This is a genomic window from Flavihumibacter fluminis (assembly GCF_021491375.1).
Lineage (GTDB): Bacteria > Bacteroidota > Bacteroidia > Chitinophagales > Chitinophagaceae > Flavihumibacter > Flavihumibacter fluminis.
Window position 1 is genome coordinate 562201 of sequence record NZ_JAKEVY010000002.1, and the last position, 26162, is coordinate 588362.

The following is a 26162-nucleotide window of genomic DNA, read 5'->3' on the forward strand; positions in this document are numbered from 1 at the left end:
AAAACGAACTACTTATGAAACGTAGACAAGCCGTTTCGACAATGGCCGTCATACTTGGAGGATCCATGGTTGGATCACAGTTGTTTTTGACGGGTTGTAAGCAAACAGAAAAAAAAGCGAACATCACTGATTTTTCACCGGAAGAGATTGCTTTACTGGATGAGATTGGCGAAACCATTATACCCACTACGAATACACCTGGAGCCAAAGCAGCTCAAATTGGTGCATTTATGAAGATCATGGTAACAGACTGTTACGACGAAGCAGCTCAGAAAGTATTTGTAGATGGAATCTCCAGTTTGAAAGAAGCCAGTAATAAAAAGTTCGGCAAAGGATTTATGGAGCTGGAGCCTGGTCAACGCAAAGAATTGCTGGTTGAGCTGGATAAGGAACAGCGTGAATATCAGAAGAATAAAAAACCCGAAGAGCCCAATCATTATTTTAAAATGATGAAGGATCTGACCTTACAGGGCTATTTCACTTCTGAAATCGGAGCCACACAGGCATTGCGGTATGAAGCTGTGCCCGGACGGTATGAAGGTTGTATGCCTTATCAGAAAGGAGATAAAGCCTGGGCGACGTAAGGAAGTGAGAAGTGAGATGTGAGACGTGAAAAGTAAAACATGAAATAAAAATACCCGTCGGTTAGCCGACGGGTATTTTTGTAGGTATAAAAGTGATTATGCTTCTGCACTACCTTCTGCTGGTGCGGTAGTTCCTTCTGCTGCCGGAGCTTCTACTACAGGAGCTGCGGGTGCTGGGGCTGGAGCTTGTTTTTTTACAGATTTGCGGGCTGCTTTCTTAGGGGCTGCCTTTTTCGCTGCTTTTTTAGGAGCTGCTTTCTTTACTGCCTTTTTTGGGGCTGCCTTCTTAGCGGCCTTCTTCGCTGCCTTTTTGGGTGCTGCTTTTTTTGCTGCCTTTTTGGGTGCTGCCTTCTTAGCTGCTTTTTTTGCTGCTTTCTTAGGAGCTGCTTTTTTAGCTACCGCTTTTTTCAGTGCTTTTTTAGCTGCCTTTTTAGGAGCTGCTTTTTTAACCGCTTTTTTAACTGCTTTTTTAGGAGCTGCCTTCTTAGCTGCTTTTTTTGCTGCTTTCTTAGGGGCTGCTTTTTTAGCTACCGCTTTTTTTACTGCCTTTTTGGCCGGTGCTTTTTTAGCGGCCTTCTTTTTGGTGGGCATATTAAACTGTGATTTTTAGTGAAATAATGGGTTAACAAGATTGATTTCTAAATTTACATCCCTTGTGCATATCTACCAATATGTCAGTGCTTTTTGAGCAACTATTTTTTTATATAAGGCGGAATTTGGGGAATCGGACCATTATCAGGCCCGAAACTTAATTTTTTGGTAGTAGTAAACAAGGTTTCATATTTCCGGGAGAATACTTACCTTTGCGTCCCAAATTAGGTTTTTTGGGTATTTCAACCGTTAGACTTAACATTTTTAACATACAACAATGGCAGACTTAAGATTTCAAAGAAACTTTGGTATTGCGGCCCATATCGATGCCGGTAAGACCACTACAACAGAGCGTATTCTGCGCTACACAGGTATGATCCACAGAATCGGTGAAGTGCACGATGGTGCGGCAACAACCGACTGGATGGAGCAGGAGAAGGAGCGTGGTATTACCATTACTTCCGCTGCTGTAAGCTGCCAGTGGAATTTCCCAACTAACAAGGGACAGGTAACACCTGACTCTAAAAAATATTCTTTTAACATCATTGATACCCCAGGTCACGTGGACTTTACTGTTGAGGTGGAGCGTTCCATGCGTGTTCTGGATGGTTTGATCGCCCTGTTCAGTGCAGTTGATGGTGTTGAACCTCAGTCTGAAACAGTTTGGCGCCAGGCAAACCGCTACAAAGTTCCCCGTATCGGATTCGTTAACAAAATGGACCGTTCCGGTGCCGACTTCCTGAATGTGGTAAAGCAGGTTAAAGAAATGTTGGGTGCGAAAGCGGTTCCACTTCAGTTACCAATTGGTGCTGAAGACAATTTCAAAGGTGTGGTTGACCTGATCAAAATGAAAGGGATTATCTGGCACGCTGAAACAGAAGGTATGACCTTTGACGAAATTGAAGTACCTGCTGATATGGTGGAAGAAGCTAATGAATGGAGAGGAAACCTCGTTGAAGCAGTAGCTGAATATGATGATACCCTGATGGAGAAATTCTTCGAAGATCCCAATTCCATTACTGAAGCGGAAATGCATGAAGCCATTCGTAAGGCGACCATCGACCTTAGCATCGTTCCAATGATGTGTGGTTCTTCTTTCAAAAACAAAGGAGTACAAACTGCGCTGGATGCGGTATGTCGTTACCTGCCAAGTCCGGTTGATATTGACGCGATTGAAGGTACTCATCCTGAGACAGGTGAAACCATTTCCCGTAAGCCGGATGCGAAAGAGCCTTTTGCAGCTTTGGCTTTCAAGATCATGACAGACCCATTCGTAGGTCGTCTGGCCTTCTTCCGGGCCTATTCTGGTCACCTTGATGCAGGTTCCTATGTTTTAAACGTGCGCAGCGGTAAGAAAGAGCGTATCAGCCGTATCATGAAAATGTTTGCCAACAAACAAAACCCCATTGATTTTATCGAAGCAGGTGATATCGGAGCGGCAGTAGGTTTCAAGGAAATCAAGACCGGTGATACCCTTTGCGATGAGAACCATCCGATTACACTGGAGAACATGTTCATTCCAGAGCCTGTAATCGCTGTAGCGGTTGAGCCTAAAACGCAGGCAGACGTGGATAAAATGGGTATGGCTATTGCGAAACTGGTAGAAGAAGATCCTACCCTGCGTGTAAATACCGATGAAGAAACAGGTCAAACAATTCTGCGCGGAATGGGTGAATTGCACCTGGAGATCATCATCGACCGTATGCGTCGTGAATTTAAAGTAGAAGTTAACCAGGGTAATCCCCAGGTAGCTTATAAAGAAGCATTTACCGGAAAAGTTGAACACCGCGAAACGTTGAAAAAGCAAACCGGTGGTCGTGGTAAATTCGCCGATATCTATTTCGAACTCAGTGCCGCTGATCAGGACTGGTTGGAAGCAAATCCTGGAAAGGGCTTCCAGTTTGTGAATGATATCTTCGGAGGATCTATTCCTAAGGAATTCATTCAGCCTATCCAAAAAGGTTTTGAAGCCTCTATGACAAATGGTGTACTGGCCAACTACCCTGTAGTAAACATGAAAGTGCGCATTTTCGATGGTAGCTTCCACGCGGTGGACTCCGATGCGATGTCTTTCGAACTCTGTGCAAAGCAAGGCTTCCGTGAAGCTGCCCGCAAAGCTAAACCGGTATTGCTGGAGCCAATCATGAAAGTGGAAGTTGTTACTCCAGACCAATACATGGGTGATGTTACAGGTGACCTGAACCGTCGTCGTGGTATGATGGAAGGTATGGATAGCCGTAACAATGCGCAGGTTATTAAAGCAAAAGTTCCACTGAGTGAAATGTTCGGATACGTAACGCAATTGCGTTCTTTGTCATCCGGCCGCGCTTCCTCAACCATGGAATTCTCTCACTATGCTCCTGCTCCGAATAACATTGCAGAAGAAGTGATTGCCAAGATCAAAGGAAAAGTAAACGCTTAATAGTAAACCGGCTTCGGCCGGTTTTTTTATGTTATTTTATTAAATGCATCAATGTTGCATAAATAATTAGCCCTCTTCCTCTTGACAATGTGGGAATCTCTAGACTACTTTTACACGTGATTCCAAGTCAACTTTAGAAAATCCCTCCTTAGAAATTACCCCTCCAGAAAACAGATTCTCGTTACCGTACCATTCATCCTTCCAAAGCCAGTCGAATACAAGTTTTTAACCTAAACCTGGCTTATATGCTTACTACTTTTACACGTCTTCAGCAACTTAAAAAAATGACTGTGCTGTTGCTGGCACTCTTTATCGGGCTTTCACCCGTCATTGCCCAGAACAATAATCAGGGTCCCAACAATGATAATTGTTTGGATACCGAATATGAATGGGGATATGACCGCCTCCACAAAAAATGGCACAAATACAAAAAAGATCGCAAAAGGAACAAATTCAAGTGGAATGTATTTAATCCCAGCAAACCGGAACTGTTTTACAGTTTCACGCAGGATTTTTATGGTAACACAAGGGAAAGAGCTTGTACGCCAGATGGCCGAAACCTGAGTTCATTGGAAATCATGGATATGAGCATGGGCAACATGTACTATCAGACATTGTTTTTTGGCTATCTTGAAACTGACCGCTATTTCTACGCGTATCAAAGCGAAGCTGCCAAATTACAAAAACTCTTACCTGGCAAAGGTCCGAATACCCTTGTAGATGGAATTTACAGTGTTGATTGGAATACACCCTTAAAAAGGGGTAAAATTAATAACAGCCTCCTTGCAGAAACGATCACGCTCGCATTGAATATGAACCTTACTCCTGATCGGGTATTGGAAGATTTTCCACTGGAAGCCGGGCGTTGGCTGGTAACACAGGCAAAAGATCCAAGATCAGCCTGTAACAAACCCCGTATGATGGATTGTGGCTGGAATGGTAATTCAAAAAAGGCAATTGATTCCTGGCGCATACCGGCCAATGTGGTAAATGCCCTGGGAGAAGATAAAACCGTTTGGGGATTATTCTGTCTTGCAGGCTTTACAATCACAGGACGTCCGATTCCGGAAGGTGTTTCGTTGAAAGATATTGAAGAAGCAGTGGAGGCAATAAATGAAGCATTTCACGAAGGACGCTATTTTATCGGTTGGTCAGACCGGAATGTAAATTGTGCAAACTACTGGTATTACAAATGGACTGCTGCTTTCTATCATTGGTATGGCGGTGGTCAGAATTCCGGAATCAATACGGATGAATCTGTAGCAAAAGCAATACCGGAAATTACTGCCACAGAAGTGAAGGCATTCCCGAATCCTTTTGTTGACAGAGTTAATTTCCAGATTAAATCAAATGCTGATGGACCGGTTTTGGTAGAAGTATACAATACAGCCGGACAAAGACTTGAATTGCTTTACAATGGAAACATGAGAAAAGGTGAAACAAGGAACTTCGTTTATATTCCCAGGCAGGGAGGAACTGAAGCGGTAATCTATAGGGTTACAACAAACGGTAAAACATTCTCTGGTAAACTTATTAAACGACTGAGATAACGGTTAACTACAAACGAAAGGAGTTGTCTTCGGGCGACTCCTTTATTTCACTTTTTTTATTGCACATGGTGGTTGTCTGAAATATTTAAATTCAATCACTTGACAATGCGGTTAATTTAGTAGTATTTTTATATCTGATTCCAATCTTCCTTTCAAAGCCTTCTAAAAAGAAAACTGACCAGCCGGTCCCCTTCCGTACCCAAGATCCCTCGTAAAGCCAGTTGAGTATTGATTTACATTCCATTAAATGTACCGACATGGCCTTTAAACTATTTTCCCGCCTGAACAGGCGTATCTGTTTTGCAATTGCACTACTTTATCTGCTGAGCAATAACCTGTTTGCTCAAAATGCTGTTGATTTATCGGCACGTACTTCCCATGGCAGAAAAGCTTCCTGGATATCAGTTGAACATCTTTCTGTTTTCAACTCAGAAAAGGAGACAGGGAAGTATGATAAGGCGGTAAGCCAGGGTGCTACCATATTATTTAAAACGCAATCTCCTGCAAAATACGCCAGGCAAACAGAAATACTGAGTGCAGAATTAAAGGATTGGAAAGGGGTTGAGCTTCGATCTGGTAAAGGAGTTCAGTTACTTACGCTCCAGCCAGATCAACTCATTAGTCTGCAATCTCTGCTGATGGGAAAAGTGTATGATCCTACTTTTTTAAGGCAGGAGATTCTGTATACTGAAAATCTTTCACAGTCCTCCTTAAACCGGGAATTACTAAGCCAGGTGCTGGCTCTTCAACTTAACCGGATGGTTATGAAAAATGAACTACTGGAAGAGTTTCGTATTGAATTTGACTCCTGGCTGGTTACACAACAAATGGACTTTTCAGGAAAAGAGTTAAGTCCTGGTGGAATGCCTTGTGGAAATGGGATGGATTCCAGGGTAGTGTATTCCTGGAAGTTTCCGACATCACTTCAGTCAATTCTCGGAACAGATAATACCGTTCGTGGTTTACAGGACCTTGCTGTGGAGGTTTTGGCAGGGAGCCGGTCGGTGTCTAAGTCGCAGGTTGAAGATATACTGCAGGGAGTCCGGATCATTAATGAAGCCTTTGAATCTGGCAGGTATCTGCTGGGCTGGAGTGATCAGTTTATTACCTGTTCCAATAGCTGGATTCTGCGTTGGAAAATAAAGACACCTGCTCTTGAAGTGCCAGTGAGAGAAGATTCCTATACAACAAGGGCTAGTTTGAAAACTAAAGGAGGAGAGATTCGGTTAGAAGTGGATGCATTGGAAAGTTCACGCGTGCTGATTGAATTATATACAGAAAGGGGGAGCAGGATAAAAAAATTCTATCATGATCGTTTAGACAAGGGAGCGCAATTGTCTTTTTTGATTGATAAGACTGGCGTTGCAGACGTTTTGATTTATAAAGTAACGGCCGAAGGAAGAACCTATTCGGGACTGATTCCCTAACTTCAGGTCCCAATACTGAAGTTCATGCGAATTTTTTTTCCCATTATTGCTTTATTCATTTCAGGTCAAGTTGTTTCCCAGCAGTCTCATCAGTGGGCTCCGGATGGAAAGGGATATTTTTCTGTGAAGGATAATGATATCCGTTATTATTCTTTGTCTGGCGGAAAGGATTCTATCTTCCTTTCGGCGGGTGAACTTACTCCTACCGGAACAACTTCGCCCATTAAGATAAAATCATGGAGTCTTTCCGAATCACAGGACCAGGTTTTACTATATACGAACGCAAAAAAGGTTTGGCGATATGAAACCAGGGGTGATTACTATCTCTTCAACCGTAAAACCCGGCAATTTAAAAAAACCGGAATTGGGTTCGCTCCCTCAACCCAACAATTTGCTAAACTCTCTCCGGATGGTAAAAAACTGGCCTATGTTGTTGAGTATAATCTGTATGTTGAAGACCTTGAGACGGGCGTTATTATTCAATTAACCAATGACGGATCACGTAAGCGCATCAACGGTACATTCGACTGGGCTTATGAAGAAGAATTTTTTTGTCGCGATGGCTTTCGGTGGAGTCCCGACAGCAGGAAAATTGTTTTCTGGCAAATCAATGCTGGAGTAACCCGGGATTACTATATGCTAAATGCAACGGATTCAATCTATCCCCAGGTGATTCCGGTAGAATATCCGGTTGCAGGAGAAAAGCCATCTACATATCGAATCGGTGTGGTTGATATCACCAAATCCTCAACCCGCTGGATGCAGATCCCGGATGATCCTACATGGGGAACTTATCTGCCAAGGATGGAATGGGCAGCCAATTCGGATGAACTGATTATGCAACACCTGGATCGAAAGCAGCAGGTATCAACAATCTTATTGGGTAATTCCATAACAGGAGAAACCCGGCCGATCTATATTGAAAGAGACAGTGCATGGATTGATATTTTGCCCTCCTGGGACCAGGATTATACCAACGGTGGGTGGGACTGGATAAAGAAGGGGGCCGCTTTTTTATGGGCATCAGAAAAAGACGGATGGAGGCACATATATGCCATCAGCAGAGATGGTAAATCCAGCCAGTTAATCACCCGGGGCGATTTTGATGTGATGGATATTGCGGCTGTGGATGAGAAGGGAAATTATCTTTACTATATTGCTAGTCCCCATAATGCGACCCAGCGTTATTTATACCGCAGTCGCCTCGATGGTAAAGGGGAAGCAGAACGTGTAACACCAACCAATCAACCCGGAACACATTATTACGATATTGCCCCTGGTGCAAAATATGCGCATCACCAGTTTTCCAATCATTATATTCCACCTATTGAAGAATATGTAGAGTTACCTAAACATGCTGCTTTAAATAAAGAAAGTGCAGTTGCGGAAGCATTGAAAACTGCGGATCCGGCATCCGTTCCGGTTCAGTTTTTTACTGTTCGTACAGTGGACGGGGTAGAGATGGATGGTTGGATGGCAAAGCCGGCAGGGTTTGATTCGACTAAAAAATACCCGGTAGTTTTTTATGTTTATACGGAACCATGGGGGCAAACAGCAAAAGATGAATTTGGTGCTGGGTATAATCATCTTTACAAAGGCAGTTTGCTGCAGGATGGCTACATCTATATCAGCCTTGACAATAGGGGCACACCTGTTCCGAAGGGGAGGGCCTGGCGTAAATCGGTTTACCGGAAGATTGGGTTGGTAAATATCAGGGACCAGGCTATGGCAGCAAAGGAAATTCTCAAGTGGAAGTATGTTGATGCCGAACGCGTGGCTGTATGGGGATGGAGTGGAGGTGGGTCTGCAACTCTGAATTTACTGTTCCAGTATCCTCAAATTTACAAAACCGGAATAGCTGTGGCTGCCGTGGCCAACCAGTTGACTTACGACAATATTTACCAGGAACGCTATATGGGATTACCCCAGGAAAACAGGGAGGATTTTATCAAGGGATCACCCATTACATATGCGAAAAACCTGCAAGGGAATTTACTGTATATCCATGGTACGGGGGATGATAATGTTCATTATAACAATGCTGAAATGCTGATTAATGAATTGGTAAAGTACAATCGGCCGTTTCAGTTCATGAGTTATCCGAACCGATCGCACAGCATTTCGGAAGGACCAGGAACGTTTGAACATCTGAGCCAATTGTATACGAATTTTTTAAGAACCTACTGTCCGCCCGGTGGTAGGTAACAGGTTGGAAAATGCAAACAACAGACCAACTAATTTTAGCCATATGTTTAGGTATATCCCTCAGTGCCTGCTGCGGTTTCAGGGTATTTCTACCCCTTTTGGTGACATCAATAGCCATGAAAGCAGGCTGGTTACCGGTAGCCGGATCTGAGGATTGGATGGGCAGCTGGACGGCCATCCTAAGTTTTGGGGTAGCTTCTCTGTTGGAAATCGGTGCTTATTATATCCCGGTTTTGGATAATCTGCTCGACACCATTGCCACTCCTCTGGCAGTGGGAGCCGGCACCCTGCTGGCAGCCAGTTTTTTGCCGGTGGGGGACTGGGATCCGATGTTGCGTTGGGGACTCGGCATTGTGGCTGGTGGCGGAATGGCGGGTACCATTCAGTTGGGAACCAGTGCAATCCGGCTATTTTCCACGAAAACGACCGGGGGTACTGGGAATGTCCTGGTGGCTACAGGAGAGCATCTGACAGCCGGCATTGGCTCCATAATGGCCCTGTTGCTGCCAGTGCTTATGGCAATTTTGGCGCTTTTAATGGTTATTTTTGTCTTTTACCGGTTATTTCGAAGGTCGAAAGTGTAAAATAGTTGGAAAAATCTTTTGTTGATTATGAAATGACCGTTACCTTTGCACTCCCAATTCAATTTTTGGATAATAGGTATGTCACAGCGAATTAGAATCAAATTACAGTCTTACGATCACAACCTGGTGGATAAATCTGCCGAGAAGATCGTTAAAACAGTACGTAGCACCGGAGCAGTAGTTACAGGTCCTATTCCTTTGCCGACGCAAAAGAAAATTTTTACCGTACTGCGTTCTCCCCACGTTAATAAGAAAGCCCGTGAGCAGTTTCAGCTTTGCACGCACAAGCGTTTGCTGGACATTTACACTTCCTCTTCCCGTACTGTGGACGCACTGAGTAAGCTTGACCTGCCTTCAGGGGTTGAGGTTGAGATCAAGGCATAACCGCCTGCTGTTTAAAGACAGTAAAAAAGTAAACAACTAGTTCTTATAAATAACTGCCCTATCTCTCAATTCGGTTAAAGCGGAGAAAAGAGCGCTGGGGTTGGATGAAAAGGCAAATTCTTAGGAAAATCCTTTATCATTCATTAATTAGTAAAAGTAAATATGAACAAGCCGTTCAGGGTTTGTTTACTACTGGTACTTCTGAAGTCTGTCTCTTAAAGAGGTGGCCAAAAAAAGAAAAGGTCAGTAGCAAACGGGGATTGAAGTCCATCCACCACCATTCCAGCAGGTCTGGAAATTCAGCTGTGTAGCAGTTGTTTAGGGTGGAATGTCCTTTTAACCATGCGGCACAAATGGTAACTTAAATGAAAGGAATTATTGGAAAAAAAATTGGGATGACCAGCATCTTCAGTCCCGATGGCAAGCAAACTGCCTGCACTATTATCGAAGCTGGTCCGTGTGTCGTTACCCAGGTTAAGACAAAAGAAACCGACGGGTACAATGCTATCCAACTTGCATTCGGCGACAAGAAAGAGAAGAATACTACCAAAGCCGAAGCCAATCACTTCTCCAAGGCACAAACTGCTGCCAAACGTTTTGTAAAAGAATTTCGTGATTATTCCATAGAAAAAGCACTTGGTGAAACCATCACTGCAGAGATTTTCGCTGAAGGCGATAAGGTTGATGTGGTAGGTAATACCAAGGGTAAAGGTTTTCAGGGGGTTGTAAAGCGCCACGGATTCAGCGGGGTAGGTGAAGCCTCCCACGGTCAGCACGATCGTCAGCGTGCTCCGGGTTCTCTGGGTAACTCTTCTGATGCATCCCGCGTAATGAAGGGTATGCGTATGGCTGGTCGCATGGGGAATGACCGTGTGAAAATGAAAGGCCTGAAAGTTCTGAAAGTATTTCCTGAAAAGAATTATATCCTGGTGAGTGGTTCAGTTCCTGGCCACAATGGTTCCATTGTTTTTATCCAGAAGTAAACCATTTAATCTGAAGTACGATGCAAGTAGATGTTTTAAATATACAAGGACAGAAAACCGGAAGAACCGTTGAGTTACCGGAAGAGATCTTCGGGATTGAACCCAATGATCACGTTATCTACCTCTCTGTAAAGCAATACCTGGCCGCACAGCGTCAGGGTACACATAAGGTAAAAACCCGTATGGAAGTTAAAGGTGCCAGTCGCAAACTGCACCGTCAGAAGGGTACAGGTGGTTCCCGTAAAGGTAACCTGCGTAACCCGCTCTATAAAGGTGGTGGTACCATTTTCGGACCTAAGCCCCGTGATTACAGCTTCAAGCTGAACCGCAAGGTGAAGGATCTGGCCAAGATGTCTGCACTGGCTTACAAAGCAAAAGAAAGTGCCATTGTAATCCTGGAAGATATCAGCATGGAAGCTCCTAAAACCAAAACGTTTACCGGTGTATTGAAGGCGCTGAATATTGCCGATAAGAAAGCATTGTTTATCCTGCCAGAAAATGGTGAGAACGTTTACCTGAGCCTGCGTAACATTCCATCTGTGAATGCGAGCCTGCTGAGCGATATGAACACGTATGATATCGTGAACGCACAGGTTCTGGTATTAAGTGAAAGTGCTGCCAATGTATTTACTGAAGCAGACGTAGAAGAAACCGCATAATCAAACATTCTAAATAGAAAGAAATGAAACTTTCTGAAGTTCTGATAAAGCCCATCCTCACTGAAAAGGCAAATGCCCAGCAGGAAAGTCTGCGTCGCTTTGCTTTTAAAGTGGCGAGAAAGGCAAATAAACTGGAGATCAAAAAGGCGATTGAAACCTTTTATGGTGTAACTGTAGTAGATGTAAATACTGCCGTAATTCCCGGTAAAAACAAAACCCGTTTTACAAAAGCTGGTTTCATCCAGGGCCGTAAGCCGGCTTACAAAAAGGCACTGGTAACCGTGGCTGAAGGTGAAACAATTGATTTGTACGGAGCAGTTTAAGAGTAGGTGAGACGTCAGACGTGAAACGTGAGACGAAAAACCGAATAGAAACAAGAATAATTAAAGTAGTGCGACGCTGAAAAGTTCGCAGCAAAAAATAAGAAGATGGCATTAAGAAAGTATAAACCGATGACAGCAGGTACGCGCTGGAGAATTGGAAACGCGTATGCTGAAATTACAACCAACGAGCCTGAGAAGAGTTTGTTGGAGAAAAAGAGTGGTACCGGTGGCCGTAACGCTCAGGGACGCAGAAGCATGCGTTACATTGGCGGTGGTCATGCGAAAATGTATCGTCTGGTTGATTTCAAACGCGATAAGAAAGACATTCCTGCAAAGGTTGCTTCTATCGAATACGATCCGAACCGTTCTGCTTTTATCGCCCTGTTGAATTATGTAGATGGTGAGAAGCGTTATATTCTGGCTCCCCAGGGATTGCAGGTGGGTGCTGAAGTAATCAGTGGTGACGCAGTTGCTCCTGAACTCGGAAACTCGCTCATGCTGAAAAACATGCCGCTGGGTACTGTAGTACATAATATTGAGATGCAGCCTGGTCAGGGTGGAAAGATTGCCCGCAGTGCTGGTACATCTGCACAGCTGAGCAACAAGGAAGAAAAGTACGCTGTATTGAAAATGCCTTCAGGGGAGTTGAGAAAAGTATTGATCAACTGTTATGCAACCGTAGGGGTAGCATCAAACAGCGATCATAACCTGCAGAGCATGGGTAAGGCTGGTAGAAATCGTTGGAAAGGTATTAAACCGCGTAACCGTGGTGTTGCGATGAACCCAGTTGATCACCCGATGGGTGGTGGTGAAGGTCGTGCATCCGGTGGACATCCGAGAAGCAGAACCGGTAAGTATGCAAAAGGTCTGAAGACCCGTAAGCACAAAGGCTCTGACAAACTGATTATCCAGCGTAAGAATGGTAAGAAGTTAGCCAATAAATAATCTACAATCATCAATCAGCATTCTAAAATTTAGATATGGCTCGTTCAATTAAAAAAGGTCCTTACGTAGACGTAAAACTGGAGCAGAAGGTGTTGAATATGACCGAAGGTAAATCCAAGAAAGGGGTTATCAAAACCTGGAGTCGCCGTTCAACGATTACACCTGATTTCGTTGGTCACACGTTCGCAGTGCACAACGGCAACAAGTTCATCCCGGTTTATGTAACGGAGTTCATGGTAGGTCACAAGCTTGGTGAATTTGCTCCTACCCGCAACTTCAAAGGACACTCTAGCAAGAAAATGTAATTAAATAAATGATCCGCCCTGCTTCCGGCAGGGTGGGTTAAAGAATCATAAAACAATGGAAGCAGTAGCTAAACTGAGAAATTACCCCACATCGCCCAGAAAGATGCGTTTATTGGCTGACCTGGTGCGTGGCATGGAAGTAGAAAAGGCGCTGGCTGTGCTGGAGCACAATGCCAAGCATCCCGCTGTTCCTTTGCGCAAACTGGTAGTAAGTGCCATCAGCAACTGGAAGCAGGCAAACGAAGGTGGTGATGAGACCCAACTGGTTGTTAAGACCATTTTTGTGGACGGTGCAAGAACGCTGAAGCGTATGCGTCCGGCTCCCCAGGGTCGTGGTTACCGTGTGCGCAAGCGTAGCAATCACGTAACTGTAGTTGTAGATACTAAATAATTCAATCGTATAAACTTAATATACCAAACAAATGGGTCAGAAAACAAATCCTATTGGTGCAAGGTTGGGAATCATCCGCGGTTGGGAAAGCAACTGGTTTGGCAGTAAAAAAGACTACTCGACCAAGTTGATTGAGGATCACAAGATCCGTACCTACCTGATGGCTCGTATTAACAAGGGAGGAATCTCTAAAATTGTTATTGAGCGTACACTGGGTAAGCTGATTATCACCATCCATACGTCCAAGCCTGGAATCATCATAGGAAAAGGTGGTAACGAGGTAGATCGCATCAAGGAAGAATTGAAGAAGCTGACAGGTAAAGATGATGTTCAGATAAATATTCTGGAGATTCGTCGCCCTGAACTGGATGCCAACATCGTTGCCGACACCATCGCCAAGCAAATCGAGAACCGTATTAACTATAAGCGTGCCATCAAAATGGCGATTGCCTCTGCGTTGCGTATGGGTGCTGAGGGAATCAAAGTGAAAGTAAGCGGTCGTTTGGGTGGAGCAGAAATTGCCCGTTCAGAAGAAATCAAACAGGGTCGTACTCCTTTGCATACACTTCGTATGGATATTGATTACGCTAATGTGTTTGCACTGACTGTATACGGTAAAATTGGTATCAAGGTTTGGATCTGTAAAGGAGAAGTATTGGCCAAGCGTGATCTGAACCCGAATTTCATCGGAGGTAAAGACAGTGGTCCGATGGGTGATCGTCGTGAGAGCAGGGGAGGTGATGACCGCAGAGGTGGTGGTGATCGTGACCGTAACCGCGGCGGCGGAGGCGGTGGACGCCGAAGAGGCTAATACCCAAGTAGACGTGAGACGTGAGACGTGAGAAGACTTTACAGAATCTGATTTTAAAAAGAACATTGACAAATTAATATAAGATGTTACAGCCAAAAAGAACAAAACACAGGAAGATGCAGAAGATGCCTGTGAAAGGCAATGCAAAACGTGGCACCAGCCTGTCCTTTGGTTCCTTCGGTCTGAAAGCGCTGGAAACAGTGTGGATGACGGATCGCCAGATTGAAAGTGCCCGTCAGGCAATGACCCGTTCCATGAAGCGGGAAGGAAATGTCTGGATCCGCATTTTCCCTGATAAAATCGTTACCAAGAAGCCCGCTGAAGTAAGGATGGGTAAAGGTAAAGGTAACCCTGATCATTGGGCTGCTGTAGTAAAGCCCGGTCGTATTCTGTTCGAGTGCGACGGCGTTTCTGAAGAGGTAGCAAAGACCGCAATGGAACTGGCTGCTCAGAAATTACCGATTAAAACAAAGTTTGTAGTTCGTCGTGAACTGCAATCCTAAGCTATAACAACAAAATCGACCATACGATGTCAAAGAAGACCGATTTCGTAGCCACCCTGAAAGATATGAGCCTGGCTGATCTGAAGGCTCGCATTCAGGAAGATGAACTGCGTCTGAAGAAGCTCGAGTTCGCTCATGCGATCACTCCGCTGGAGAATCCGATGAGCATCCGTTCTCTTCGCCGGGATATTGCCCGTCTGAAAACGGAATTAACCAAAAAACTGGCAACTGCCTGATCAGGTAGCCCAGGTGTATTCAAAAAGCGAATAAGCTAAAAAAGATAACAATGGCTGAAAGAAATTTGCGTAAAACAAGGATTGGTTATGTAACCAGCAACAAAATGGAAAAAACCGTTACCGTTGCCGTTGAAAGAAAGGTGAAGCACCCAATCTACGGTAAGTTCGTAAAGAAGACTACCAAGTTCCATGCACACGACGAAAAGAACGAGTGCAGCATTGGTGATCTGGTACGAATCATGGAAACCCGCCCGCTCAGCAAAACAAAGCGCTGGAGAATGGTGGAGATCGTAGAGAAAGTGAAGTAATCCCTCTGTTTTACATTACTAATTGAATAAATTAATTAAAGATGATTCAGCAAGAAAGCAGACTGAATGTAGCTGATAACAGTGGAGCCAAGGAAGTGCTGGTTATTCGCGTGTTGGGTAACAGCGGCCAGGACTATGCCAAGATCGGCGACAAGATTGTCGTAACTGTTAAGGACGCCATTCCTGCAGGTGGTATCAAAAAAGGTACCGTTACCAAAGCGGTAATTGTACGTACCAAAAATAAACTGCGCCGTAAAGATGGTTCCTACATCCGGTTTGATGACAACGCCGTTGTGTTGTTGAACAACTCTGATGAACCTCGTGGTACACGTATTTTCGGACCTGTAGCAAGGGAATTGCGCGACAAGGGATATATGAAGATTATTTCTCTTGCTCCGGAAGTATTATAATTGTACCTTTGCGCCCCGATTAAGGGAGCACGGGCAGAAAACAAAAGTGAAAAATAGATAAACAGAATCTACATGAGCACAAGATTCAAAGCTAAATACAACATTAAAAAAGGCGACACGGTGGTAGTTATTGCCGGCGACGACAAAGATCTGAAGAAACCCCGCAAGGTTTTGGAAGTAATGGTTGACGAAGGTCGCGTGATCGTTGAAGGGGTGAATATCATCACCAAACACACGAAGCCTTCTGCACAGAACACCAAAGGTGGTATCGTAAAGAAGGAAGCTGCCATCAATATCTCCAACATTATGTTGTGGGATGCTAAAGCTGGTGCTGCCACCAAGGTGAAGCGTACCCGTGAAGCTGGAAAGTTAGTTCGTGTTTCTAAAAAATCAGGGGAGGTAATTAAGTAATGAGTACCGTTAAATATACTCCGCGACTGGCAGACAAGTACAAGAAAGAAGTTGTACCTGCCTTAATGAAGAAGTTTGGCTATGGCACTGTAATGCAGGCTCCCAAACTTACCAAGATCTGTCTGAACCGTGGTGTCAATGGCGCTGTGGCTGACAAGAAGCTGGTTGACATTGCAGTAGAAGAGCTGTCTACCATTACCGGTCAGAGAGCTGTAGCTACCATGTCTAAGAAAGACATCTCCAACTTCAAGCTGCGTAAGAACATGCCAATTGGTGCGCGTGTAACCCTGCGTGGTGAGAAGATGTATGAATTCCTGGATCGCCTGATCTCTGTATCTCTGCCACGTGTACGTGATTTCAAGGGAATCAGCGAGAAAAGCTTTGATGGCCGTGGTAATTACACCCTGGGTGTTACCGAGCAGATCATCTTCCCGGAAATCGATATTGATAAAGTGAACAAGATCACTGGTCTGGATATCACTTTTGTTACTACTGCAGGAACCAACGAAGAAGCATATGAATTGCTGAAAGAATTGGGAATGCCGTTCCGTAATATCAAAAGAGGAGAAAACGCTTAACTTACTTTTTAACTAATAATATGGCAAAAAAATCAGTAGAAGCCAGACAAAGGAAAAGAGAGGCGATGGTAGCCAAGTATGCTGAAAAGCGTGCTGCTCTGAAAGCTGCCGGAGATTACCAGGCACTTGATAGCCTGCCGAAGAATGCTTCTCCCGTTCGTTTGAAGAATCGCTGCCAGTTGACTGGCCGTCCGAAAGGTTACATGCGTTATTTCGGATTGTCAAGGGTTATGTTCCGTGATATGGCCCTGGCTGGAAAGATTCCTGGAGTAAAGAAAGCCAGCTGGTAAGGAAATTTCCGGCAGGAGAGAAAATTTGTTGATATCAGCTAGGATATCGCATTGTAAAACAATTATCAATCAAACTTATTTTAGACAATGGTTACTGATCCTATAGCAGACTTCCTGACCCGCATTCGTAATGCACAAATGGCTGGTCATCGTATCGTGGAAATTCCTGCTTCTAACCTGAAAAAGCGTATAACCGAAATTCTGTACGATAAGGGATATATCCTTAAATACAAATTCGAAGAAGATAACAAACAGGGCATCATCAAGATTGCCTTAAAATACGATCCCTCTACCAAGCAGCCTGCAATTCAGAGCCTGGAGCGGGTTAGTCGTCCCGGTCTTCGTCAGTATGCCAAACCTGCTGATTTCATCCGTGTTAAAAATGGTCTCGGTGTTGCAATTCTTTCTACTTCCAAGGGAGTTATGACAGATAAGGAAGCGAAATCACAGAATGTAGGTGGCGAAGTACTTTGCTACATTTACTAAGATACTTATTGCGCAATGGCAACATTGCGCAATTCACATATAACTGGCTGTTGATACATTAAGGCGTCCTATACCCGTCTGACCGATCAGCAGACTCAAACATAAACTTTCAATTTTTTAAACATGTCTCGTATAGGTAAAAAACCCGTTAACGTTCCTGCAGGTGTAACCATCACTGTTGGAAAGGACAATGTGATTACAGTTAAAGGTCCTAAGGGTGAACTCAAGCAGGCGATTGATCGCGATATCAACGTCGAAGTTGTGGGAAATGAAGTGTTGATCAAACGCCCAACTGATCAGATCCGTCACCGTGCGTTGCATGGTTTGTACCGCGCTTTGCTGGCAAACCTCGTAAAAGGTGTAACTGATGGATTCAAAGCAGAAATGGAATTAGTGGGTGTGGGTTTCAAAGCTGCCAATACCGGTAACACACTGGACCTGGCACTCGGTTACTCTCACAATATCGTTTTTGAAATTCCAAAAGAATTGAAAGTTGCTACTGTAACTGAAAAAGGACAGAACCCTAAAATTATCCTGGAAGGCTCTGATAAGCAATTGCTTGGTCAGGTTGCTGCCAAAATCCGCAGTCTCCGTAAGCCTGAGCCGTACAAAGGAAAAGGTGTTCGCTTTGTGGGTGAAGTGGTACGTAAGAAAGCTGGTAAAGCTGCTGGTAAATAAATTTAAATTGTTCAACGGCTCCGGCAGCATCGGAGCTCTAAATAAACAGAAATGGAAACAAAATCAATCAGAAGACAGAAGATCCAGTACCGCATTCGTAAGAAAGTGTCTGGTACTGCTCAGAAGCCTCGTCTGTCTGTTTTCCGCAGTAACGCAGAAACCTATGCACAATTGATTGACGATGAAAATGGAGTAACACTGGCAGCGGCCAGCACCCGTGACAAAGACATCCTTGCTCAGAAAGTTACAAAAACGGAAAAAGGTAAACTTCTGGGAGCAGCAATTGCTACCAAAGCAAAAGCACTGGGACTGGAAACAGTAGTGTTTGACCGTGGTGGTCGTTTGTACCATGGCCGTATTAAAGCGGTTGCGGATGGTGCTCGTGAAGGAGGACTCCAATTCTAAGCATCGTTCCAAAAAATCTAAACTCAACTTAATTTCTGCAATAAATGGCACAAGTAATTTTAAATAAAGTAAAAGCCGGTGACCTTGAGCTCAAGGAGAAAGTTGTTGCAATCAACCGGGTTGTAAAAACTACCAAAGGTGGTCGCTCCTTCAGTTTCTCTGCACTGGTTGTGGTAGGAAATGAAAATGGTGTAGTTGGTCACGGACTCGGAAAAGCCAAAGAAGTTCAGGAAGCAATTACGAAGGGTATTGAAGATGCCAAAAAGAACCTGATCAAGGTTCCTGTAATGCATGGCACTATTCCTCACGACCAATTGGCAAAAGAAGGTGCTGCGAAAGTACTGATCAAGCCAGCTGCACATGGTACCGGTGTAATTGCCGGAGGTAGCATGCGTGCTGTATTGGAAAGTGCAGGTATCACCGACGTATTGGCAAAAAGCCTGGGTTCCGCTAATCCGCACAACGTGGTAAAAGCGACTTTCAAAGCGCTGGCTACGCTGAAAGAACCCGTACAGGTTGCTAAAACCCGTACCGTTAGCCTGAAGAAAGTATTTAATGGATAATCTCCCAATCAGAATAGAGATGAAAAAGATTAAGATCACACAAGTTAAAAGTGCCATCGATCGTCCCGAAAGTCAGAAGCTGACCCTGAAGGCGCTCGGTCTGAGAAAGATGAATTCCTCCCGCGAGGTAGAAGCCACCCCTCAGATCCTGGGAATGGTACGTAAAGTTGAACACCTGTTGAAGGTGGAAGAAGCGTAATAAGAAGTGAGATGTGAGACGTGAAACGGAAGAAAACCACTTCATTTCACATCTCACGTTTCACATCTCACATTTCGCCTTTCGCCTTTCACTTTTCACTTTTCACATTAATGCGAGGGGTGATTCCCCGAAAGTTTAAAATCAGAAAAACATGAAACTGCACAATTTACAGCCAGCAGAAGGCGCTACGCACAAAGAAAAAAGATTAGGTAGAGGTGAAGCATCCGGTAAGGGTGGTACTTCTACAAAGGGTAATAAGGGTGGTCAAAGCCGCGCAGGTTACAAATCCAAGCGTGCACACGAAGGTGGTCAGATGCCAATTCAACGTCGTGTTCCCAAGCGCGGATTCACCAATATTCACCGTATAGAGTTTAAGGTGTTCAACCTCGGACAGATTGATCAGCTGGCAGAAAAATACAACCTGACTGAATTCAGCCTGGAAACATTATATATTAATGGTTTGATCGCTCATACTGATTCAGTTAAAATTCTGGGTACTGGTGAGTTGAAAACCAAACTGAATTTCAAAGTAAACGCTGCCAGTGACAAAGCTAAAGCAGCAATTGAAGCGGTAGGCGGAACTATTGAAATTGTAAAGTAATTTTCTTTATCTTGCCGGACGCATTGGAAAAATGCGTCCTTTTTTTATTGGAGGCTCACTTAAATTTCAGAAATCCGTGAAGAAATTAATTCAGACGCTGAAGAATATCTGGAGCATTGAAGAGTTAAGAAGTAAGATCATAACCACACTGCTGCTTATTCTAATTTACAGGATCGGTGCACACATCGTGTTACCCGGTCTGGATCCTAATAAAATTGATACCGAAACTGCCAAATCCGGAGCACTCGGATTGATTGATGCTTTTGCCGGTGGTGCCTTTTCCCAGGCTTCCATATTTGCATTGGGTATCATGCCCTATATCTCTGCTTCCATCTTCATGCAGCTTATGACCATCCTGGTTCCGAAGATGCAGAAGATCCAGAAAGAAGGAGAAAGCGGCCGTAAAAAAATCAACCAGTGGACACGCTATTTAACAGTTGCTGTAACTGCAGTACAGGCGGGCGCTTATGTTGCTTACCTGAATCAGGTTAACGGCGCAGCTATGCTGGCTTCCTATGCTCCCTATTTCTGGTTATCAACTACTGTCGTTCTTACAGCAGGTACCCTTTTCGTAATGTGGCTGGGTGAAAAAATCACAGATAAAGGGTTGGGTAATGGTACTTCCCTGATCATCATGGTTGGTATCCTGGCTCGTTTGCCTCAGTCTGCCATCCAGGAATGGGCTGCCAAGAGCAACCGCGGCAGTGGAGGATTGTTGGTTTTCGTAATTGAAATCGCTGTATTGATTGCTATTATCATGGGCTTGATTGTATTGGTTCAGGGTGTTCGTAAGATCCCTGTTCAATATGCTAAGCAGATCATTGGTAACAAGCAGTTCGGCGGTGCCCGTCAGTTCCTCCCGCTGAAAGTGAATGGTGCTGGTGTAATGCCTATCATCTTCGCACAGGCTATCATGTTCCTGCCAACCCTGTTTTCTTACACCAGCTTTGAATCTGGTCAGGGTATTGCAAGAATCTTCTCTGATCCAAGAGATGCCTGGCACATGGTAATTTATGCAGTAATTGTAATTGGATTCACGTTCCTCTATACGGCTTTGATCTTCAATCCCAAGCAGATTGCTGAGGATCTGAAGCGGAACAACGGTTTTATTCCCGGCGTTAAACCGGGCCAGGAAACCGCTGATTACATCGGAGCTGTAATGGACCGGATTACGTTACCAGGTGCGGTATTGCTGGCATTGGTTGGTATCCTTCCCGGTTTCGCACAGCGCCTTGGAATTACGCAGGGATTTGCATCGTTCTTTGGAGGAACTTCGCTGCTGATCATGGTTGGTGTTGTGCTGGATACTTTACAGCAGATTGAAACACAACTGCTCATGCGCCAATACGACGGACTGATGAAAAGTGGTCGGATCCAGGGGCGCCAGGCGGTTAGCACCACCACTATTTAATTAGACATACGCTAACTAATATAACTCCCGGCAATGGACTACCTTTGCCGGGAATTTTTTTTGACATATGATATATTATAAAACCAGTGCAGAGGTTGAACTGATCCGTGAAAGCAGTTTGCTGGTAAGTAAAACTCTTGCACATGTTGCCAGTGTACTTAAACCTGGTATGACTACCCTTCAAATTGATGAGGTCGCGGAAACCTTTATTCGGGATCATGGGGCAGTGCCATCTTTTAAAAACTACAAAGGTTTTCCTTTTACCTGTTGTATCAGCGTGAACGATGCCGTTGTTCATGGATTTCCCAATGACCGACCGCTTCACGATGGAGATATCGTTTCTGTTGATGTAGGTGTTTATAAAAATGGATTTCATGGAGATAGCGCTTATACGTTTGCGTTAGGTACTATTACAGATGATGTGAGCCAGTTACTGGAAGTAACCAAAACATCTCTATACCTTGGAATTGAAAAAGCGGTGGCGGGTAACAGAGTGGGTGATATTTCGTTTGCTATCCAGGAATATGCTGAGAAAAAATTCAAATACGGGGTAGTTCGGGAATTGGTTGGTCACGGTTTGGGCAGACACCTGCATGAAGAACCCCAAGTGCCCAATTATGGAAAAAGAGGTAGTGGAGCCAAACTTAAAGACGGCCTTGTAATTGCTATTGAGCCCATGATTAACATGGGTGTGAAGGAAGTGTGGTATGAAGAAGATGGCTGGACAGTGAAAACAAAAGATGGCTTACCGGCTGCACATTTTGAACATACAATTTGCGTGCGCAGAGGAAAAGCTGATATTCTTTCCAGTTTTGAAGAGATTGAAGCAGCGGAGAAGGCGAATACTAATTTGTTTACGAAGGACTGATACTTTTACGCGTGTATTAACCTGGTCAGATTGGGTGATTTCACTCCTGACCAGGTTTTTTTTATTTCCCATGTTTACACCGATGTAAGAATTTATCATCAAAACATGGAAAATGAAAAAGGACCAACAACTAAAACTCGAAAATGAGCTACTGAAAATTCGCTTGCTGGCTGAAACTGGGGCAGTAGTTCATATTGATAGCGATGCCAGCCCTGAAATGGAGCATGCTTTTTTACAAATGGTTTTGTCTATTGAAAGCCAGTATCCACTAAAAAAGACAACAGTACACAATTTTATCGGTGAGCCTTTGTTACCAGTGTTGAAGTATCTTGAAACGGAGCAGGATTGTTCCATAGAAGTGGAAAAACTGTTACAGGTGCTGGACCTGAATTTCATTGACGTAGTATTCCCGGAGCATTTATCCTGGAAGGAAATGCTTCGGTTCCTGGTCCAGGATCTGATGCCCGAACCGATCGATGACATCCGAATACCACAATTAAGGGCGCTGTTCTTCTATGATACGTTTCATCCGGATAGTCCGCTCTTTTTGCCTAATTGAAGCACAGTATATACCTATTTTTGCCGGAATGAAAACAAGAACCCTGGTAGTAATAGGAGGGGGCGCGGCCGGTTTTTTTTGTGCGGTGAATGCCGCTGCATTTGATCCCTCTTTGCGGGTAATCATACTGGAAAAATCGTCAAAGCTGTTATCTAAAGTCAGAATCAGTGGGGGAGGAAGGTGTAATGTGACACATGCCTGTTTTGAAGTGCCTGCTTTATCAAAGCGCTATCCCAGGGGGGAACAGTTTGTGAAAAAGAGCTTTGGGTATTTTAGTCCATCCGATACCATTCAATGGTTTGAAAAGAGGGGCGTTCTGCTGAAGGTGGAAGCCGATGGCAGGATGTTTCCGACAACCAATGATTCCTCCACCATCATTGAATGTCTTTTGAAAGAAGCCGACAAAACAGGAGTGGAGATTCGTATGAACCAGGAAGTAAAAAAACTGGAAAGAAAAGGTATTCAATGGCTTATTCAGACAAATAGCGGAGAGCTAATTGCAGATAAGGTTTGTATAGCAACAGGCGGTTATCCGAAGGCACAGCAGTTCGACTGGCTGAAAGTAACCGGGCATAGTATTCAGGAACCAGTTCCGTCTTTGTTTACGTTCAATTTGCCAGGACATCCGATCCGGGACCTGATGGGAGTGGTAGTGGACCCGGTACAGGTGAAAATACAAGGTTCCAAACTCCAGGAAAATGGACCGGTCCTGATCACACATTGGGGGCTAAGTGGCCCGGCTATCCTGCGTCTAAGTGCCTGGGGAGCAAGGCAATTGGCTGCTTCCAACTGGACATTCAGGTTACTGATCAATTGGGTGCCAGGCTACCACGAACAGTCTTTGCTGGAGTTTATTCGCCAATTCCGGAATGAAAAAGGAGCACTTAAAATCCAGAACCGGAATCCATTTGGGTTGCCCCAGCGATTCTGGGAATGGTTGATTTCAGAAGCGGGTGCTGGCCTGGAGACCAAATGGGGAGAATTACCCGCAAAGGAGCAAAATAAACTGGTAAAGTTACTGTCAGCTATGGAATTGGAGGTCAAAGGCAAAACCACCTTTAAAGAGGAATTTGTAACAGCAGGAGGGATAAGTCTTGCAGAGGTAAATCCCGCTACGATGGAAAGTAAATTGAGCCCCAGTTTGTATTTCGCAGGAGAAGTGCTGGATGTGGATGGAATTACGGGAGGGTTCAATTTTCAGCATGCCTGGACCAGTGGCTGGCTCGCTGCCCAGAACATCGTTAAAAAATAGGCTCAAAAGGCCGATGGAAGCGGATTTTGCCTATCTTTGCAGGCCCGAATAAAACCATCGGGAAATTTCTATGTTTCATAACATTTTTGCTAAACAATTAAACGCTGATGCTCAGGAGTCTGCTGCTGCCCCGGCAGAAGCAACTACAGCGACAACAACTGCACCTGAGGCGCCGGTAGCGACTGCTCACGACGATTTTGACTGGAGCATCGACAAGCGCAATGTAGCTTCCTATAAGGAAGAAGAAAAAGCGAAGTACGACAAAGTGTACGAAGCTACTTTCGTATCCATTACAGATGGAGAACTGATTAAAGGTTCTGTTGTTGGTTTAACTAAAACCGACGTAGTACTGAATATCGGTTTCAAAAGTGATGGTCTGATTTCACTGAACGAATTCCGTGATCTGCAGGGATTGAAAATCGGTGATGAAGTGGAAGTGATGGTGGTGGAAAAAGAAGACCGCCAGGGTCATCTGCATCTCAGCCGCAAGCAGGCTCGTATTACCCGTGCCTGGGAGAAAATTGTTGAGGTTCACAAGACCGGTGAAATTGTTACCGGAACTGTTACCAGCAAAACCAAAGGTGGTCTTATCGTGGATGTATTTGGTATGGAAACCTTCCTGCCAGGTTCTCAGATTGATGTGAAGCCTGTAACTGATTACGATCAGTTTGTTGGTAAAACCATGGAGTTCAAAGTGGTGAAAGTAAACGAAGCCATCAAGAACGCGGTTGTTTCTCACAAAGCACTTATCGAAAGCGATATCGAAGCACAGCGTGCAGAGATCATGGGCAAACTCGAAAAAGGTCAGGTACTGGAAGGTACTATCAAGAACATTACCGATTTCGGTGCGTTCATGGACCTGGGTGGCCTCGATGGTCTGCTCTATATTACCGATATCAGTTGGGGACGTATCAACCACCCTTCAGAGGTGTTGAAATTGGACCAGAAGCTGAATGTGGTAGTACTGGATTTCGACGACGACAAAAAACGCATCAGCCTTGGTCTGAAGCAACTCACTCCGCATCCTTGGGATGTGCTTCCTGAGAACATTGCGGAAGGTAATGTTGTGAAAGGTAAAGTAGTGAATATCGAAGATTATGGCGCGTTCCTGGAAATTATGCCGGGCGTAGAAGGACTGGTACACGTTAGTGAAATTACCTGGGCGAATACTCCGATCAATGCGAAGGAGTTCTTCAAACTGGGTGATGAATACGAAGCGAAAATCGTTACCCTTGATAAAGACGCTCGCAAGATGAGCCTTTCTATCAAGCAAATGACTCCTGATCCCTGGAATGAGATCGAAAACAAGTTCCCGGTTGACAGCCGTCACAGTGGACTGGTGAAGAACATTACTCCATACGGTGTATTTGTTGAACTCGAGCCTGGAATCGGTGGCATGATCCATATCAGTGACCTCAGCTGGCTGAAGCGTTTTAATCACCCTTCTGAGTATACCAAAGTGGGTGAGAAGATCGAGATCATCATCCTGGGCATTGATAAAGAAAATCGCAAACTTCAACTCGGACACAAGCAACTGGAAGAAGATCCATGGAATGCATTGGAAGATACCTTTGCTATCGGTACCGTGCATGAAGGAACTGTTATCCGCAAGGACGATAAAGGTGCGATCGTACAGCTGCCATATGGCCTGGAAGGATTCGCTCCAAACCGTCATCTCTCTAAAGAAGATGGTAGTTCTGTAAATGCGGATGAAACCAACCAGTTCATGGTGATCGAATTCGATCGCAATGAAAAGAGGATCGTGGTGAGCCATGCCCGTACCTGGGAAGTTGCCAAAGCTGAAGAAAGAGAAGCAATCAAGAAGGAAGCTAAAGCAGAAGCCGACAAAACCAAGAAGGCTGTTAAAAATATCCAGAGTAAGGTGGAGAAAGCTACCCTTGGTGACCTGGGTGTGCTGGCTGAACTCAAGAAGAAGCTGGAAGGCGGAGAAGGCGAAGGTGCTCAGTAATACAGAAAGGATTCCAAATACAAAAGGTGCAGTTCAACACTGCACCTTTTTTTATGGCTGGAAACAAAAAAGCCTGCCTTGAAATGCTCCATGGAATAAGTAAACCTAGAAGGTTGGCTGCTGATTACATAAACATTCACTCCGTTTATTTGGCCAAATGGTTTTAATTCCCCCTTCGCTACTACGCACCGGTTGCATTCAAAGCAGGCATAAAATTTTAAAAGAGCTGGTTTCCCCTTGAGGGCAAAAGTTTACAGGGTATTGGGGTGGT

33 protein-coding genes are annotated in these 26162 nt (G+C 44.5%); 32 read left to right on the forward strand and 1 reads right to left on the reverse strand.

Annotation, left to right across the window (positions count from 1 at the left end):
- Window positions 1-14: 14 nt before the first annotated feature.
- Window positions 15-584: a gluconate 2-dehydrogenase subunit 3 family protein gene (locus L0U88_RS08680; protein WP_234865640.1), complete on the forward strand. Its 570-nt coding sequence runs from the start codon at window positions 15-17 to the stop codon at window positions 582-584.
- Between the two features lie 96 nt (window positions 585-680).
- Here the strand turns inward: L0U88_RS08680 and L0U88_RS08685 are convergent, their stop codons facing one another.
- Window positions 681-1175, reverse strand: a complete 495-nt coding sequence (locus L0U88_RS08685) for a hypothetical protein (RefSeq protein WP_234865642.1) — start codon at window positions 1173-1175, stop codon at window positions 681-683.
- A gap of 277 nt (window positions 1176-1452) precedes the next feature.
- Here L0U88_RS08685 and fusA point away from each other — a divergent pair, with 277 nt between their 5' ends.
- From fusA to rpsA, 31 genes are all read left to right on the forward strand, one after another.
- Entirely contained in the window at window positions 1453-3597 is a 2145-nt protein-coding gene (gene fusA / locus L0U88_RS08690; protein WP_234865644.1) for an elongation factor G, read from the forward strand.
- 245 nt (window positions 3598-3842) lie between these two features.
- A complete protein-coding gene (locus L0U88_RS08695; protein ID WP_234865647.1) occupies window positions 3843-5147 on the forward strand; it encodes a T9SS type A sorting domain-containing protein in 1305 nt (434 codons plus the stop codon).
- Between the two features lie 257 nt (window positions 5148-5404).
- On the forward strand, window positions 5405-6574 hold the full coding sequence (locus L0U88_RS08700; protein WP_234865650.1) for a hypothetical protein: 1170 nt from the start codon (window positions 5405-5407) through the stop codon (window positions 6572-6574).
- A 24-nt stretch (window positions 6575-6598) separates the two neighbouring features.
- Window positions 6599-8779, forward strand: coding sequence for a S9 family peptidase (locus tag L0U88_RS08705; RefSeq protein WP_234865652.1), 2181 nt, complete (start codon window positions 6599-6601; stop codon window positions 8777-8779).
- Window positions 8780-8790: 11 nt separating this feature from the next.
- The gene (locus L0U88_RS08710) at window positions 8791-9363 is read left to right on the forward strand and encodes a DUF4126 domain-containing protein (protein ID WP_234865655.1); all 573 of its coding nucleotides are present in this window, start codon (window positions 8791-8793) and stop codon (window positions 9361-9363) included.
- Window positions 9364-9441: 78 nt separating this feature from the next.
- The gene (gene rpsJ, locus L0U88_RS08715; RefSeq protein ID WP_039142986.1) at window positions 9442-9747 is read left to right on the forward strand and encodes a 30S ribosomal protein S10; all 306 of its coding nucleotides are present in this window, start codon (window positions 9442-9444) and stop codon (window positions 9745-9747) included.
- 365 nt (window positions 9748-10112) lie between these two features.
- Window positions 10113-10730 (forward strand): 50S ribosomal protein L3, encoded by a 618-nt coding sequence (rplC, locus tag L0U88_RS08720; protein WP_234865658.1) that lies wholly within the window; start codon window positions 10113-10115, stop codon window positions 10728-10730.
- A gap of 20 nt (window positions 10731-10750) precedes the next feature.
- The gene (gene rplD / locus L0U88_RS08725; protein ID WP_234865659.1) at window positions 10751-11389 is read left to right on the forward strand and encodes a 50S ribosomal protein L4; all 639 of its coding nucleotides are present in this window, start codon (window positions 10751-10753) and stop codon (window positions 11387-11389) included.
- A 23-nt stretch (window positions 11390-11412) separates the two neighbouring features.
- Window positions 11413-11712 (forward strand): 50S ribosomal protein L23, encoded by a 300-nt coding sequence (gene rplW / locus L0U88_RS08730; RefSeq protein WP_150846730.1) that lies wholly within the window; start codon window positions 11413-11415, stop codon window positions 11710-11712.
- A 105-nt stretch (window positions 11713-11817) separates the two neighbouring features.
- Window positions 11818-12657 carry a 50S ribosomal protein L2 gene (gene rplB / locus L0U88_RS08735; protein ID WP_234865661.1) on the forward strand — a complete coding sequence of 280 codons (840 nt, stop codon included), beginning with the start codon at window positions 11818-11820 and terminating at the stop codon, window positions 12655-12657.
- A 35-nt stretch (window positions 12658-12692) separates the two neighbouring features.
- Entirely contained in the window at window positions 12693-12962 is a 270-nt protein-coding gene (gene rpsS, locus L0U88_RS08740) for a 30S ribosomal protein S19 (RefSeq protein ID WP_234865662.1), read from the forward strand.
- A 55-nt stretch (window positions 12963-13017) separates the two neighbouring features.
- A complete protein-coding gene (gene rplV / locus L0U88_RS08745) occupies window positions 13018-13353 on the forward strand; it encodes a 50S ribosomal protein L22 (RefSeq protein ID WP_187255360.1) in 336 nt (111 codons plus the stop codon).
- A gap of 31 nt (window positions 13354-13384) precedes the next feature.
- A complete protein-coding gene (gene rpsC / locus L0U88_RS08750) occupies window positions 13385-14164 on the forward strand; it encodes a 30S ribosomal protein S3 (RefSeq protein WP_234865664.1) in 780 nt (259 codons plus the stop codon).
- 83 nt (window positions 14165-14247) lie between these two features.
- Window positions 14248-14667 (forward strand): 50S ribosomal protein L16, encoded by a 420-nt coding sequence (gene rplP, locus L0U88_RS08755; RefSeq protein WP_234865666.1) that lies wholly within the window; start codon window positions 14248-14250, stop codon window positions 14665-14667.
- Between the two features lie 26 nt (window positions 14668-14693).
- Complete coding sequence (gene rpmC / locus L0U88_RS08760; RefSeq protein WP_234865668.1) at window positions 14694-14903, forward strand: 50S ribosomal protein L29; 210 nt, start codon at window positions 14694-14696, stop codon at window positions 14901-14903.
- A 50-nt stretch (window positions 14904-14953) separates the two neighbouring features.
- Window positions 14954-15211 (forward strand): 30S ribosomal protein S17, encoded by a 258-nt coding sequence (gene rpsQ / locus L0U88_RS08765; protein WP_150846737.1) that lies wholly within the window; start codon window positions 14954-14956, stop codon window positions 15209-15211.
- A gap of 41 nt (window positions 15212-15252) precedes the next feature.
- The gene (gene rplN, locus L0U88_RS08770; protein WP_039142952.1) at window positions 15253-15621 is read left to right on the forward strand and encodes a 50S ribosomal protein L14; all 369 of its coding nucleotides are present in this window, start codon (window positions 15253-15255) and stop codon (window positions 15619-15621) included.
- Window positions 15622-15693: 72 nt separating this feature from the next.
- A complete protein-coding gene (rplX, locus tag L0U88_RS08775; protein WP_234865670.1) occupies window positions 15694-16032 on the forward strand; it encodes a 50S ribosomal protein L24 in 339 nt (112 codons plus the stop codon).
- A complete protein-coding gene (gene rplE / locus L0U88_RS08780; protein ID WP_234865671.1) occupies window positions 16032-16610 on the forward strand; it encodes a 50S ribosomal protein L5 in 579 nt (192 codons plus the stop codon). Before rplX ends, rplE begins: the two co-directional genes overlap by 1 nt.
- A 20-nt stretch (window positions 16611-16630) precedes the next feature.
- Entirely contained in the window at window positions 16631-16900 is a 270-nt protein-coding gene (gene rpsN, locus L0U88_RS08785) for a 30S ribosomal protein S14 (RefSeq protein WP_234865672.1), read from the forward strand.
- Between the two features lie 87 nt (window positions 16901-16987).
- On the forward strand, window positions 16988-17386 hold the full coding sequence (gene rpsH / locus L0U88_RS08790) for a 30S ribosomal protein S8 (RefSeq protein WP_234865673.1): 399 nt from the start codon (window positions 16988-16990) through the stop codon (window positions 17384-17386).
- 123 nt (window positions 17387-17509) lie between these two features.
- Window positions 17510-18064 (forward strand): 50S ribosomal protein L6, encoded by a 555-nt coding sequence (gene rplF / locus L0U88_RS08795; RefSeq protein ID WP_234865674.1) that lies wholly within the window; start codon window positions 17510-17512, stop codon window positions 18062-18064.
- 51 nt (window positions 18065-18115) lie between these two features.
- Window positions 18116-18469, forward strand: a complete 354-nt coding sequence (gene rplR, locus L0U88_RS08800) for a 50S ribosomal protein L18 (RefSeq protein ID WP_234865675.1) — start codon at window positions 18116-18118, stop codon at window positions 18467-18469.
- A 44-nt stretch (window positions 18470-18513) separates the two neighbouring features.
- Window positions 18514-19032 (forward strand): 30S ribosomal protein S5, encoded by a 519-nt coding sequence (rpsE, locus tag L0U88_RS08805; protein WP_234865676.1) that lies wholly within the window; start codon window positions 18514-18516, stop codon window positions 19030-19032.
- A gap of 19 nt (window positions 19033-19051) precedes the next feature.
- Complete coding sequence (rpmD, locus tag L0U88_RS08810) at window positions 19052-19231, forward strand: 50S ribosomal protein L30 (protein ID WP_234865677.1); 180 nt, start codon at window positions 19052-19054, stop codon at window positions 19229-19231.
- A 151-nt stretch (window positions 19232-19382) separates the two neighbouring features.
- The gene (gene rplO, locus L0U88_RS08815; RefSeq protein ID WP_234865678.1) at window positions 19383-19832 is read left to right on the forward strand and encodes a 50S ribosomal protein L15; all 450 of its coding nucleotides are present in this window, start codon (window positions 19383-19385) and stop codon (window positions 19830-19832) included.
- Window positions 19833-19908: 76 nt separating this feature from the next.
- Window positions 19909-21243 (forward strand): preprotein translocase subunit SecY, encoded by a 1335-nt coding sequence (gene secY / locus L0U88_RS08820; protein WP_234865679.1) that lies wholly within the window; start codon window positions 19909-19911, stop codon window positions 21241-21243.
- Between the two features lie 67 nt (window positions 21244-21310).
- Window positions 21311-22111: a type I methionyl aminopeptidase gene (map, locus tag L0U88_RS08825; protein ID WP_234865680.1), complete on the forward strand. Its 801-nt coding sequence runs from the start codon at window positions 21311-21313 to the stop codon at window positions 22109-22111.
- Between the two features lie 112 nt (window positions 22112-22223).
- Complete coding sequence (locus L0U88_RS08830; protein ID WP_234865681.1) at window positions 22224-22670, forward strand: hypothetical protein; 447 nt, start codon at window positions 22224-22226, stop codon at window positions 22668-22670.
- A 28-nt stretch (window positions 22671-22698) separates the two neighbouring features.
- Window positions 22699-23922 carry a BaiN/RdsA family NAD(P)/FAD-dependent oxidoreductase gene (locus L0U88_RS08835; RefSeq protein WP_234865682.1) on the forward strand — a complete coding sequence of 408 codons (1224 nt, stop codon included), beginning with the start codon at window positions 22699-22701 and terminating at the stop codon, window positions 23920-23922.
- Between the two features lie 70 nt (window positions 23923-23992).
- Window positions 23993-25891: a 30S ribosomal protein S1 gene (rpsA, locus tag L0U88_RS08840; protein ID WP_234865683.1), complete on the forward strand. Its 1899-nt coding sequence runs from the start codon at window positions 23993-23995 to the stop codon at window positions 25889-25891.
- The last annotated feature ends 271 nt before the right edge of the window (window positions 25892-26162 follow it).